The organism is Buchananella sp. 14KM1171, from assembly GCF_041380365.1.
GTDB lineage: Bacteria > Actinomycetota > Actinomycetes > Actinomycetales > Actinomycetaceae > Buchananella > Buchananella felis.
Genome location: NZ_CP159981.1, coordinates 1,353,641 through 1,366,356, shown reverse-complemented (window position 1 = coordinate 1,366,356; position 12,716 = coordinate 1,353,641). Strand labels below are relative to the sequence as shown.

Sequence of the window (12,716 nt, the reverse complement as noted above, 5' to 3'; positions counted from 1 at the left end):
CAGCTGAAGGTGGGGGCTGTGGTGGGTGGTGCGTGGTGGTGCGGTGCCCCCGAGCGCACAAGCGTGCGGTCGGAGTACATGCGACCGACCGGTGCCATGGCACCAAGCGGTCACATGTACCCCGTTGCAACATTTGCGAGGCAGGGGTGTGCCAGTCGCTTTCGCGCGCGCCCCTGGCCCCGGGGAGCGGAGGCGGGGACTGCGGTCGGTGCGCCACCCCATTGGCGGGATAGCGCACCGACCGCAGTGTGCCGAAGACGCCTCAGGCGTCGCTCTTCAGCGCTTCCTTCCACTTCAGCGGCTTACCGGTACGCAGCAAACCGTTGTCGTAGATCTTGGCCGCGACCAAGATGATCAGCGCGGTCGTGACTGCCAGCAGGACCACCGAGATGACCGGCTCCCACATGGCCGTCTGGCCCAGGAACAGACGCATCGGCACTGACACCGGCGCCGAGAAGGGCACGTAACTCATGATCGCGAGCGCGAGCGGGTTGTCGGAAAGGAAGACCACCAAGAAGTAGGGGATCATGACCATCCACATGATTGGCTGTTGCACGTTCGCGAGGTCTTCCGCGCGTGAGACGAGCGCAGCCGCCGCCGCATAGAGGGCGGCCACCATCACGAATCCGATCAGGAACAGGACCACAAACCAAGCCAGTGGCACCGTCAGATCGGCCACCGGAACCGCGCTGCCATTGATGGCGGTGCCACCGAGGACGACGGCGACGATGAGCAGGATCTGCACCATCGCCGCAGCGGAGTTGCCGACGATCTTGCCGGTAAGCAGTGCCCGGGACGACACCGAGGCCAGCAGGATTTCGACGATGCGTGTCTGTTTCTCTTCCACGACCGAGTTGCCGATGCTCATCCCGAACGTGATGCCGGACATCATCCACAGTGCGCCGAAGCCGATCGCAATGAAGTAGGCGATCATCGGGTTGGGGGCGTTCGGGTCAAGGATCTCCACCTCCGGTCTCTCCGATAGTTCGCTGACCAGACCATCCGGTGCATTGCGGAAGCCGAGCACTTTGAAACCGGTGGGGGAGGCAGCGTCGGCGACGATGGCGGCGTCAACGACCTCGCTCTGCACGGCCTCGCGGGCGGCGGCCTCGTCGGCTACCTCCTGGAACACGACACCTGGAAGCTCTTGGTGCTTGGCTGCCACCTCCGCCGTAGCGGCGACGGTGGTGTCGCCACCGCTTAGTAGCTCGCTCAGTCGGGGGAGTCCGACGATGGCAAAGAGCAACAACACAAGCGAGACGACGGTTGAGATGATGAACGACTTCGACAGGAATCGCTGCACGATCTCGCGCTTTGCGACGATGCCGACCGTGGTCCAGAACGTTGGGCTCGGAGTGAGCGTAGGGGTCTGCATGGGGGCATACGTAGGGGTCTGCATGGTGGTCACTGGGCCAGCTCCTTGTATATCTCGTGGAGGTTACGGCGCACGCGCCCAAACTGTTCGACGTGCCCGCGTCCTGCCGCGTCGACGAGTACGCGCTGCGCGGCAGCCTCGTCGGCCTGAAACTTCACGTAGCCGCCGTCGAACTCGAGCACCTTGACGCCCCTGTCTCGCACCCAGCCGGTGTCGCCCGCAATCTGGAGCTCCCACTCGTTGCGGACGTCAGCGGCAAGGATGTCGGCGCGGGTGCCGGCGGCGCGGATCCGCCCGTGGGCGATGATGACGAGCTCGTCGCAGAGGCGCTCGACGACGTCGAGCTGGTGGGACGAGAACAGCACGGGTGCACCGGTGGCGGCGACGTCGCGCAACACCTCGAGGGTGGCGTCCACGGCCGCCGGGTCTAGCCCGGAGAACGGCTCGTCGAGGATGAGCGCTACGGGATCGTGTACAAGCGCGGCAGCGATCTGCGCGCGCTGCTGGTTGCCGAGCGACAAGGACTCGAGCGTGTCGGTCGGTTTGCCGTTGAGGTTAAGCCGCTCGAGCAGCTCCAGGCCGCGACGCTTTGCGGCGGCGGCAGATTGGCCGTGCAACTGGCCGAGGTAGACGAGCTGGTCGATGATCTTCATCTTCGGGTAGAGGCCACGCTCTTCGGGCATGTAGCCGATGCTGGAGCGGAACCCTGGCGAGATCGGCTTGCCGTCTACAAGCACCTCCCCTTGCTGGGCCGCAAGGACACCCAGAATGATGCGCATGGTGGTGGTCTTGCCCGCGCCGTTGCCGCCGACGAAGCCGGTCATCAGGCCGGGTTTGATGTCGAAGGTGACGTTGTCAAGGACGTGCTTGTCACCGAAGTAGCGGTGGACATTTCGTACGCTGATCATGTCTTCACGCTATTTCCTGCCGGCACCGGCGCGCGTCCCGCATGAGAGGGATTTCTTGGCCTCCCCCGGTCGGGGGAGGCCGTTCTCACCGCGTGACCAGGCCTTGCTCGTGGGCCCATATCGCGGCGGCGATACGGTCACGCAGACCGAGTTTCATGAGGATGTTGGACACGTGCGTCTTGACCGTCTCGGGGCTGACGAACATTTCTTGCGCGATCTCCGCGTTGGTGAGCCCGCGCGCCACGAGCAGGAGCGTGTCGTGCTCGCGCGCGGTGAGCCGGTCATCGGTCCTGTCCGGCGCCAACGGGGTAGGTGTCGCCGCGAACCGCGCGATGACCCTGCGGGTGACCTCCGGGGAGAGCAGCCCGTCACCGCGCCCGAGCGCTCGCACTGCCTCGACGAGCTGCTCTGCTTCCGCAGTCTTCAGGATGAATCCCGCTGCGCCGGCCTGCAGCGTCTCGAACAGGAAGTCGTCACGGTCGAACGTCGTAAGGATCAGCACCGCCGCCCGCGACCCCGCCTGCTGTAGGCGTTTCGTCGCCTCGATTCCGTCAAGAACGGGCATCCGGACGTCCATGCAGACGACGTCGGGGGCGAGCTCGAGCGCTAGGCGAACGCCCTCTTCGCCGTCGGCCGCCTGACCGACCACCTCTATGTCCGGCTCGGTGCCGAGGATGGTGGCAAAGCCGGCGCGGATTAGCGCCTGGTCGTCGACCAGCAGTACCCGGATCACGGGTGCACCACCGTGGGAAGCTCGACGCGGACCCGGTAGCCGCCGCGGGGTTTGGGGCCCGCCTCCACGGTGCCGCCGACGGCCTGCACCCGCTCGCGCATGCCCTGCAGGCCGGTTCCGCTTCCGGTGGATGCCGCGCTCAGGCCGCGCCCGTCGTCGGAGACCTCGAACTCGACTGCGCCCGGCCGGTTGCGGAGCCTCAGCGAGACCTTGGCACCCTGGCCTGCGTGCTTGGCGGCGTTGGTGAGGCCCTCCTGCGCGACTCGGTACAGCGTGAGCTCCGCTGCGGGCGACAGGTCGTGGGGTTCGTCGACGATCACGTAGTCCACGTTCTGCCCACCGGCCCGGGCCTGTTCGACAAGCACGGGCACGTCAGCGAGCGTGGGGAGGTGGTCGGTGGGCTCGTCGGAGTCACGAAGCGTCAGGACCATGGTGCGCAGGTCCTGGACGGCGAGCCGGGCGCTCGCCTCGACTCCCTTGAGGGCAGCGGCGGCTCCCTCCGGATCTCGGTGCAGGATCCGGCGGGCGGCCGCCGACTGCACGGACATCGCCGTGACGTGGTGCGCTACTACGTCGTGCAGCTCGCGCGCTATCCGCAGACGCTCCTCCTCGACGGCGGACGCCACCAACTCGGTCTGCAGTGCGACGATGCGGGCTTGCGCCGCCACGAGCTCGTTGCGTTCCAGCGCCTGCTCGTACGCGCGATCACCGAAGATCCACGCGCCCGTGAAGAAGGCGACGTTAATGATCGCATTGATGGCGAGGCCCGCCAGGAACACCCGCGCGGAGACTGCCTGGGCGCCGGTGGCGTCGAACACTTTGAACATGGCCAGGAGCAGCGCTAGGGCCATCAGCTTCACGACGATCAACCGTGCCAAGAGGGCGCGCCCGCGTTGAGCGCTCCACGCGCCCATGGAGTAGAACCCAAGGAACAGCGCCACCTGGGTCGCGTAGACGTCCATGCCGGTCAGGAGCGAGGCGACGACGTACGCCACCGCCTGCGTTAGGCCGACTGCCAGTGGGAACGGGCGTCGCCACACCAGGGGAAGAGTCACTGCGGCAGAGCCGATCATTTGCTGCCACAGGGGTGTCTTGTAGACGGTTAGCTCGGCAGCGTGGGAGAGGAAGATCATCACCCACCCGATCAGCATGAGCAGGGCGGCGAATAGAAGGTCCGCGCGCAGCCAACGGGCCGGGAGTTGTCGGGTGCGCATGAATCGATCATAATCGGCCCGCCCGCCCGCGATCGGCTGGTTGCTCTGCGCGGCAACGCCATCCTGCGCGCGAGGGCCGTTCGAATCGGCGAGGGTTGGCGGGACCGATCCAGGTCCTGCTGCGCAGCAAGGATTGCCTGCGAGCGCTGCTCAGGAGGCCAACAGGCCAAGCGCCCCGCCCAGCACCACCGGCACGATCCCCAGCGAGATGAACGCCGGCAGCATGCATACGGACACGGGCGCGATCAGCTTGGTGCCGAGCTCGGCGGCGGCCACTCGTGCCCTGCGCACCTGCCTGGCCCGCAGCAGTGCGGCGGCGTGCGCCAGCATCCCCTCTGGCGCCGCCCCATCCTCCCAGGCGGCTCGCAGGGCCCGGTTGAGCGGCAGCAGCTGGGGCTCCACGCGTTCCCACGCCAGCTCCCAGGACGCTCCGAGCAGCAGCATCCGCCCGCACTGTTGGAGCTCCCGCGCCATGGTGGCGTCCTGCCCTTCCGACGCCTCCCCCACTACCTCGGTGAGCGCGGCCCCGATTGCCTGCAGCACCGTCGGCACCGCGCTGCCCGCCCGCATGCAGGCCCCGCACACGTCCACCAGCACCGCCGGGTCTACCCTGGCGCCCTGTTCCTCTGCGGCCCTCACGAGCCGGGAGAGCCACACGTTTCCGACCAGCATCGCTGCCAAGCCAACGGCAAGGCAGGCCACCCCGAGCGGGGAGTCCAACAGCACGCCCAGGGGGTCGACGCCCAGCAGCCCTCCCAGCAGGAGTCCGCCCAGGGGCAGGACACGCAGGACACGCGCGGTGGCAAGCGGCGCGGCCAACTGCACGCGCCGCTCCTGCGCCACCTCCCCGGCCCGGGCCACCCCCTGCGCCACCGCCTCCAGCACCGGCGCCAGCGGTGCGCCCAGTTCGGCCGACGCCCCGCACGCCACGCCCATTGAGGACAGCGCCGTTGCCCCACTGGCCTGTTCTGCCCGCCGACGTCCCGCCCACGCCTCCCACCAGGGTGGCGGAAGTCTTGCGCGCCTGATCGCCGTGGCAAGCGCCGCCGGCAGCCGCCCATCCTGGCTCGGCTCCGCCGGGAGCTTGTCCCAGTTTCGTTCCAGTCCGGCGGTCCAGGCGGCCTCCAGTTCCAATCCGCTGCGCACCAGGGCCGCCACTTCCAGGGCGAGCATGCCGACATCCCTGGCGCCGGACTGCTCGGCCAGGGCCGGCCGCCGCGCCTGGCGGCTTCGCCACCACCGCGCCGGGGTGGGGGACGCTCCGCCCCGCGTGTCCCCGGTGCCACCGGCGCCGCTGGCGTCTTCATCCCCACTACCGCCGACGCCACCCTCCCCCGCCCTCCTGCTCTTTCGCCGTTCGCGGCGGGCGCGCTCCAGCTCCTTGCCGGCACGGTCCAGGTGGCGCCAGTGGGCCGGCAGGGCGGGCACCAGCCCCGCCACCGCCGCCACCAGCAGCGCCATCACCAGGATGAGACTTGCGCTCTCGCTCACTGCCTGCCCCCGCTCACTTCGCGCTGCGGGCCAGGGCCGCGCCGTCCGCCGCTCGGCCCAGCGCCGCCAGCACCACCTGCCTCCCGACCAGCTCCACCAGACCGTCCAGCCCCGGGCCCGCGCTCACCAGCAACCCCGCCTCTTCGTCCCCTGCCCGCACCGCGAGCGCGGGCGCGCACTCCACCCCGGCTGCGGCGCGCTGGACCACCGCCACCTCGCTCACGATGCGCCGCCCGCACTCCAGGCGCCTTAACGCCACCACCGCCTGCACTGCGGCGGCGAACTGGACCTCCACGGCCTGCGGGCTGAGCGCCGCGAGGGCGCCAAGCGCGATCAGGCGGGCGGGCACGTCGGCGGCCCTGTTGGCGTGGAGGGTGGCAAATCCGCCGCTGTGGCCGGTGTTCAGGGCGGTGAGCACGTCACGCACCTCCGGGCCACGGCACTCTCCCAGCACCAGGCGGTCTGGGCGCATCCGCATCGCGGCGCGGGTGAGGTCGCTGAGCGTCACCCGCCCGCTGCCCTCCACGTTCGCCTCCCGTTCCTGCAAGTGGACGACGTGCGGGTGGTTGGGCCGCAGCTCGCTGGTCTCCTCCAGGCAGACGATGCGCTGGTTGGGTGGCACCAGGGTCAGTAGCGCGCCCAGCAGCGTGGTCTTGCCGCAGCCGGTGGCACCGCAGATGAAGGTGGTGGCCCGGCGCTCCACCAGCGCCGCCAGCACCCCGGCCACGCCCGGCGTTAGTGCGCCCGCGCTGACCAGGTCCCCCAGCTCCATCCGCCGCTGGCGGTGCACGCGCAGGGAGAGCAGCGGCCCGTCCGTGGAGAGCGGCGGCAGCACGGCGTGGAGGCGGGTGCCGCCCGGCAGGGTGGCGTCCACGATCGGTGCGGCCTGGTCCAGGCGCTTGCCGCACTGGGCCGCCAGGCGCCGCGCCAGGGCGCCCACCTCCTCGACGCTCATGCGCTGCCCCGTCCTTTCCAGGCCGGCGCCGCGATCCACCCACACCTGCCCGCCGGTGACCAGCACGTCGGTGACCGAGTCCTGCTCCAGCCACGGCTGGAGTACCTCCCCGGCGCCGAAGATGCGGGCGCTGGTGGCCTTCGCCACCGCCTTCACGTGCCCGACGTCCCTGCCCGCGCCCTCCTTCCTCCCCACCGCTTCCAGCAGCGGCACCCCACTGGCCAGGTCCCGGAGCAGGCTCACGCCGCCCTCCTTGCCTGGTGCCGCTCGCGGCGCGCGGGACGGACCGCCCCGCCCGGCAGCCACGAAACGGCGAAATCGGCAGGGACGCTTTGGCTCTCCCCTGTTGGCGTGGCGGGGGCAAGCGACTCCGAGCGAACCGGGAGGAATCGAAACGGCGGACCTGCGCAGCTGGCAGTTGCGGTGTCGGCCGCGCTCACATCCCCGGGGATCCTTGCGCCCACTTCTGCCACCCACTGCGCTAGCGCGCCCGCCACCCGCCTGGCCCCGAGCTGCCCACCCCTGGCGCTCCCCCACCGTGGGCGGCGCACCCGCACCACCTCCAGGCTGCCGTGTTGCGAGCACAACTCCGCCAGCGCCCGGTCCCAGGCGCCGGGACCCGGCCCGCACATGACCAGGCAGGCGGCCCCGGCCGCGCCACCCATCCGCGCCAGCGCCAGCGCGCGGGCCGGCAGGTCGGGCCACAGGTGCGCGCGCCGCCCGGCCACCCCCAGCCAGAGCGCCCCTGCCGGCACGCACTGCGGCGCGGGCTCCAGCACCACCACCCGCCCACGCCCACCCAGGGCCAGCAGCGCCGCAGCGAGCGCCGGGGCCCCGGGCACCCGCAGGGCCTGCCCCACCGCGCCGCGCACGCCACTGCTCAGGTGCCCCACCCCGTGGTGGCTGGGGTGCGGGGGCAGCGCCGCCAGCAACGCCTTCCCGTCCAGCTCCTCTGCCCGCTGGTCCACCTCCGCCCACGTGAAACCACCGCGAGCGCCCTGGAAGGCAAAGGGGCGCGCGTCTACCAGGCAGGCGCCCAGCCGCTCGGCCAGGGCAGCGCCTACCTCCCCCAGGGCCGGGGCGGCGCTCCCTCCCAGGCTCACCAGGCAGACCACCGCCCGCCCGGCGGCCCCAACCACCCCGGTCCCCGGCCGTTCTTTTAGCGCTCCTGCATCCATGCGCACCAAGCTGCCCGCTCGGCGCGGTGGGCAAAAGCGCCACTGCGCACGGGGCGCTCGCCTCCCCCACCCGGCCGATTGTGGACAAAGGTTTTTCCACAGGCGGGCCGGGAGGAGCGTCGTCCACCACCGGGCGCAGGCGGGGCGTTTCCAACTACCGCCCCGCCGCGCAGACCGCTAAGTTTGTGGGGTGACTAATCGACCCAGGTTCTCCTTTCCCGCCCTCATCGCCGGCGCTGCCGAGCGAGGCAGTGGGCGCGCAAAGGCGACGCGCGGCGGGATTACCCGCGCCTTCCGGCCGGCCGGCGGCAACGGCCCGCGCCGCGTGGCAGCGTTCTTTGACCTGGACAAGACGATCATCTCCACGTCCTCGTCGTTCGCCCTGACCCGCCCGCTGTTGAACTCTGGTCTGTTGACCAACATGACGGTGATCAAGGCGGTGCTGGCCCAGCTCCAGTACGCGCTGGTGGGTGCCAACCACGAGCAGCACGAGCGCATGAAGGAGCAGCTCACCTCCCTGGTGCGCGGCTGGGACGCCCAGCAGCTGCGCACCGTCGTGGAGGACGCCTACGAGCGCTACCTGGAGCCGATCGTCTACGCGGAGGCCCTGGACCAGATCGGCCTGCACCGCGCCGCCGGGCACGACGTGGTCATCATCTCGGCCGGTGCCCAGGCCTTCGTCGAGCCGGTGGCGCAGCGGCTGGGGGCGGACTACACGCTGGCCACCGTCCTGACCGAGGACGAGGGCCGCTACACCGGCGAGATCGAGCGCTACGTGTACGGCGAAGAGAAAGCCGCCGCGATCCGCCAGATGGCGGCCGAGCGCGGCTACGACCTCTCCCGCTGCTACGCCTACTCCGACTCCATCACGGACGTGCCCATGCTCTCCGTGGTCGGCAACCCGTTCGCCGTCAACCCCGACCGCGCCCTGCGCAACGAGGCCAACGAGCGCAACTGGCGCATCCTCACCTTCGCTAAGGCGGTGCACCTGCCCACCCGCTCCACCGTCTCAATCGGCGTGGCCGCCACCCTGCTGGCGATCGGTTTCTCCGTGTGGTGGTGGCTGCGCCGCGACAATCCGGGGGATGCCCCGGACCTGCTCGCCGCCCCCTGACGCGCGGTTTTAGCGGCCGGCCTGCGTGACCGGCTTGCGTGGCCGGCCTGCGTGACGGGGCTGCGCGGCCGCCTCATCGCCGCCTGGGGGTGGCCGACGCTGCCGCCCAGGCCGCCCCCATCGGTGCGCCGTGGCTTAGCCGACCGTGCGCCCGGCCAGCACCGAGTCGCACACCGCTCGCCCGATGAGCGCGCCTTCCTCCCACGAGCGGGCGACGAACTCCACCCACTGCACCACCCCGTCCGGGCTGCCGGTGGCGTATGCGGCCAGCGCGCTGCGGTACTGGGCGGGCTCGGATACGGCGAGCGCGCCGGGGTGGGCCACCCCGGTCGGGTCCAGGCCGCCCAGGACCGCCACGTACCAGCCCGCCAGCACCCCCAGCTCCGCCCCGGCCACTGGGAAGGCCGCCCCGGTGGCCAGCTCGGCCTGCACGATCGCGCAACGCACTAGCACGTTCGCTCCCGTACCCTGGCCGGCCCCGGAGAGCACGTCGGCCACCAGCGCGGCGTGCTGCGGGCTGACCGGAATGCCTGGCAAGGAGCGGGCGCCCTCCCAGGCGGCATCTACGCCCGCCGGTGCTAGATCGCTGCCCGTCCTGGTGGAGGTGAGGCTGCGGTGCCACCCGGCCAGCAGCGCCGGGGCGGGCGGGGCTTGGGCGCGCCCGGGCCTGCCGGACAGCGGCGGGAAGTGGCTGACCACGTCCGCCGCGGCGTGCCAGGCGCCCAGGGCGATGGCGAAGTCTGCGGGCACCGCGCCGCCCCCGGCGTCCAGGGCGGGCCCGGCAGGCTCCGCCCGCTGCGTCTCGGGGCTGGGCGCCTGCCGCGCGGTCACGATCCCGGCGCTGCGGGCCACCTCCGCCCGCAGCAGCGAGGCCGGCACGCGCGCGCCGGCGAGCGCGGCCACCCCGACGGCGGTGCGGACAGCGTTCTCGGCGCGGGCCTCGTTCCAGCGCCGCCGCAGGCCCTCGTGCCACCTCAGCTGCGTGGTTGCCTCGCGGACGCGTTGCTCCGCTCGCTGCACCTGGGGCAGGGAGGCGAGTGTTGCGAGGGCGGCGGCGAGGCTCATTGCTTCATCCTACGAGGGCTTTTTCGGCTCATTCCGCGCGCCGACGGCTCTGTCCGGCCCGCCTGGATGCTTTCATGTAGGCAGTTCTGGGCCCACGTAAGGAGCAGCATGAGCGACGACCGCCTCGATGAGAACACCCCGGCCACCCCCTGGTTTATGCGCCAGGTGAGCGAGGAACGGGGAGAGGGTGAGCACCGCCCGTCCTTCCCCGCGTGGTTGCAGCAGGAGGATGACGATTCCGCCGCCGCCGACGTGGCCGCCCTGGCGCACGGCATGGACGACGCCGCGCCCGACGCCACGTTCGTTCCGGCCGCTGTGGACGACGTTGCCGCCGACCCCGCCGAGCAGGAGCCTGGCGAGGTGCCGGCCGACGAGACGGCCGAGGACGGTGCCGAGCCCGCCGAGGACGCCTACGCTGTTGAGACCGCCGAGGAGGATGAGGTCCCCCTGGTGGAGCCGGAGGCCGCCGAGGACGAACCGGTCGCGGCGGAGCCGTTCGTGTTGGACGACGCTGCCGTCGCAGAGCCGCAGCCGGAGGCCGACTCCGTTGTTTCTTACGCCGAGCAGGTGGATTCCGGGCCGGCAGCTGACGCGGAGGCGTTCGCGGCCGGGGATGGCCAGGGCGACGAGGACGCCGCCGCTGCCGTCGAGGCGGCGGAGGCCGCACCTCGGGCAGAGGGGGCGGCGGACTTTGCGCAGCAGGTCCAGGCGCAGGACGAACCGCAAGTCGAGGCTGACCTGGAGGACGTTGAGCCCCAGGAGGACTTCGCTCCCGCAGCGGAAGCGGATTTCGCGGAGGTTCCAGTGGTCGCGGAGGAAGCGCCGGTCGACGCGGAGGAAGCTGCAGAGCAGTGGCACGCTGACGCTGCGGCCGAGGACGCGCAGGCGGCCCTCAGCGAGCCGGCCGAGCTGCCGGCGCAGCCGGAGTCTATTGACACCGAGCCCTCTCCCCTCGCCGCTGCCGAGGACGGCGCGGTTGAGGAGGCCGCTCATGCTGAGGCCGCCCCGGAGGAGACGCCCTTCGAACCCGTGGCAGGCGAGGGAGAGGACGTCGCGGCCGCTGCCGTTGCCGAGTCCCTCACCTCCACCGAGCCGGAGGCCGAGCCGCAGCCCGAGCCCGAGGCCGAGCCGGAGGCCGAGTTAGAGACCGCGCCCCCTGCGGACGTGGCGCCCACACTGGAGGCCGAGCCGCAGCCCGAGCCCGAGGCCGGGGAGGCGCTGCCCGCGCTGCCCGCGCTCGCCGGCACGGAGTCCCCTGCGGAGGACGCCGCCGATGCCGAGCTTGCCGACCAGTTCGCCCCCGAGGCCGCCCCCGCCCCGGAGCAGACCCCCGAGGCGGCCCCGGAGGCCGAGGCGGTGGGCACGGCCCTGCCGCCGCTGCCCTCCCGCCGCTCGCGCCGCCACGCCTCCTGGCTGGACGCCCTGGAGGACGAAAAGCGCCAGGAGGAGCTGGCCGAACAAGAGTTGACGGCACCAGAGCAGCCCGCCCCGGAGCCGGGTGACGGCCCGGACGCGCCGGGCGCCGCGGAGATGGACCAGCCGGTGGCTGACGTCTCCCCCCTTTCCCCCACCGAGTTCGAGCAGGCCGCCGCCCCCGGCTTCGCGCACATCGACGCCGCCGCCCCGACCCCGCAGGGCGTCGCCGCCCCGGCGGACGGCGCGGAGGCGGACGGCGCGGAGGTGGACACCACTGCCGTGCGCCGCTACTCGCTGCTGGCCGCAGTCGGCGCAGCGCCGGCGGCCGCCTCCGCCTGGGCGCCGTCCCAGGCCGGTGAGGAGGGCGACGCCCCGCTCTCCGACGGCTCCTACCGGGCCGCCCCGGCAGAGGCGGTCCTGGGCATGCCCGTCGCTGAGGAGCCCGCCCCCGCGCCGGCCCTGGAGCCGCAGGCCGCCGCCCCGGCCGAGCCGGACTGGCGGGAGGCTCTGCAGGCCACCCGCGCGGACACCGGCGAGGCGGCCGCAACGGCTGCGGGCGCGGAGGAGGCCGGCCCGGCCTGGAACCCGCTCACCGAATCCGACACCGTGACTGCGAGCGCGGTTGCCGAGCAGAAGGACACCGGCGAGGCCGCGCTCCTGGAGGGCGCCTCCATCAAGCCCGCCCCGATCTCCCGGGCCGCGGCGCACTGGTGGAGCGTGTTCTTCACCCTGCTGCTGGTCCCGATCGGCTGGTTCCTGGTCACCGACGCCACCGCCCAGCTCATGGGCGCCCAGCTGCTGGAGCAGGGCCGCGAGGTCAGCCTAGTGGCGCCGCCCGTCTGGGCGATGACGGAACTGGTGCTGGGCGGCATCGCGGTGGCGCTGGCCGTGTTCGTGGCTCGCTGGTCCAGCGTCGGCTCGATCCTGCTGGGCTCGATCCTTGCCGCCGTGGGCGGTTTGTTCGCCTTCGCGCCCCAACAGGTCACGCAGTGGTTCGGCCCGTTGCTCAACGACTTCCTGGTCTACAACGCGGCAACCCAAAGGTTCGTCCTGTCCTTCCTGGCCGACGCCGTCTCCGGCCGCATCCTGCTGGGCGGTGTGGTGCTGATCTTCCTGGGCGTCGTCTCCCACGGTGCGCGCCGCCAGGGCCGCCGCGAGCAGGCCAACTACGACCTGGTTGGTCGCCGCAAGCGCCGCAAGAAGTAGGGCCCGCCCGGAACGCCACCCCTCTCCCGCCTGGGCGTTTGTTTGTGTTGCGCCGGAGCGC

10 protein-coding genes are annotated in these 12,716 nt (G+C 71.8%); 2 read left to right on the top strand and 8 right to left on the bottom strand.

Going from position 1 to position 12,716, the window contains the following annotated elements; translation table 11 throughout:
• Nucleotides 1-262: 262 nt before the first annotated feature.
• From ABYF38_RS05305 to ABYF38_RS05275, 7 genes are all read right to left on the bottom strand, one after another.
• On the bottom strand, nucleotides 263-1,399 hold the full coding sequence (locus ABYF38_RS05305) for an ABC transporter permease (RefSeq protein ID WP_371152999.1): 1,137 nt from the start codon (nucleotides 1,397-1,399) through the stop codon (nucleotides 263-265).
• A gap of 5 nt (nucleotides 1,400-1,404) precedes the next feature.
• Nucleotides 1,405-2,283, bottom strand: coding sequence for an ABC transporter ATP-binding protein (locus tag ABYF38_RS05300; protein ID WP_371151326.1), 879 nt, complete (start codon nucleotides 2,281-2,283; stop codon nucleotides 1,405-1,407).
• An 85-nt stretch (nucleotides 2,284-2,368) separates the two neighbouring features.
• Nucleotides 2,369-3,016 carry a response regulator gene (locus ABYF38_RS05295; RefSeq protein WP_371151324.1) on the bottom strand — a complete coding sequence of 216 codons (648 nt, stop codon included), beginning with the start codon at nucleotides 3,014-3,016 and terminating at the stop codon, nucleotides 2,369-2,371.
• Nucleotides 3,013-4,230: a sensor histidine kinase gene (locus tag ABYF38_RS05290; protein WP_371151322.1), complete on the bottom strand. Its 1,218-nt coding sequence runs from the start codon at nucleotides 4,228-4,230 to the stop codon at nucleotides 3,013-3,015. Before ABYF38_RS05290 ends, ABYF38_RS05295 begins: the two co-directional genes overlap by 4 nt.
• A gap of 150 nt (nucleotides 4,231-4,380) precedes the next feature.
• Nucleotides 4,381-5,721 carry a type II secretion system F family protein gene (locus ABYF38_RS05285; RefSeq protein ID WP_371151320.1) on the bottom strand — a complete coding sequence of 447 codons (1,341 nt, stop codon included), beginning with the start codon at nucleotides 5,719-5,721 and terminating at the stop codon, nucleotides 4,381-4,383.
• A gap of 13 nt (nucleotides 5,722-5,734) precedes the next feature.
• A complete protein-coding gene (locus ABYF38_RS05280) occupies nucleotides 5,735-6,919 on the bottom strand; it encodes a TadA family conjugal transfer-associated ATPase (RefSeq protein WP_371151318.1) in 1,185 nt (394 codons plus the stop codon).
• Entirely contained in the window at nucleotides 6,916-7,854 is a 939-nt protein-coding gene (locus tag ABYF38_RS05275) for a hypothetical protein (protein WP_371151316.1), read from the bottom strand. The genes ABYF38_RS05280 and ABYF38_RS05275 overlap by 4 nt, the downstream gene beginning before the upstream one ends.
• 190 nt (nucleotides 7,855-8,044) lie before the next feature.
• Here ABYF38_RS05275 and ABYF38_RS05270 point away from each other — a divergent pair, with 190 nt between their 5' ends.
• Nucleotides 8,045-8,968, top strand: a complete 924-nt coding sequence (locus tag ABYF38_RS05270; protein WP_371151314.1) for an HAD family hydrolase — start codon at nucleotides 8,045-8,047, stop codon at nucleotides 8,966-8,968.
• Nucleotides 8,969-9,103: 135 nt separating this feature from the next.
• On the opposite strand, the gene ABYF38_RS05265 is transcribed toward ABYF38_RS05270, so the two are convergent.
• Nucleotides 9,104-10,033 carry a hypothetical protein gene (locus ABYF38_RS05265; RefSeq protein WP_371151312.1) on the bottom strand — a complete coding sequence of 310 codons (930 nt, stop codon included), beginning with the start codon at nucleotides 10,031-10,033 and terminating at the stop codon, nucleotides 9,104-9,106.
• A gap of 108 nt (nucleotides 10,034-10,141) precedes the next feature.
• Between ABYF38_RS05265 and ABYF38_RS05260 the strand changes: the two genes are divergently transcribed.
• On the top strand, nucleotides 10,142-12,655 hold the full coding sequence (locus ABYF38_RS05260; protein WP_371151310.1) for a hypothetical protein: 2,514 nt from the start codon (nucleotides 10,142-10,144) through the stop codon (nucleotides 12,653-12,655).
• Nucleotides 12,656-12,716 lie beyond the last annotated feature (61 nt).

Excerpts from the sequence above, each read along its gene's own strand:
- ABYF38_RS05305 (WP_371152999.1), bottom strand. The coding sequence starts at position 1,399 with ATGCAGACCCCTACGTATGCCCCCATGCAGACCCCTACGCTCACTCCG.
- ABYF38_RS05300 (WP_371151326.1), bottom strand. The coding sequence starts at position 2,283 with ATGATCAGCGTACGAAATGTCCACCGCTACTTCGGTGACAAGCACGTC.
- ABYF38_RS05290 (WP_371151322.1), bottom strand. The coding sequence starts at position 4,230 with ATGCGCACCCGACAACTCCCGGCCCGTTGGCTGCGCGCGGACCTTCTA.
- ABYF38_RS05275 (WP_371151316.1), bottom strand. The coding sequence starts at position 7,854 with ATGGATGCAGGAGCGCTAAAAGAACGGCCGGGGACCGGGGTGGTTGGG.
- ABYF38_RS05265 (WP_371151312.1), bottom strand. The coding sequence starts at position 10,033 with ATGAGCCTCGCCGCCGCCCTCGCAACACTCGCCTCCCTGCCCCAGGTG.
- ABYF38_RS05260 (WP_371151310.1), top strand. The coding sequence starts at position 10,142 with ATGAGCGACGACCGCCTCGATGAGAACACCCCGGCCACCCCCTGGTTT.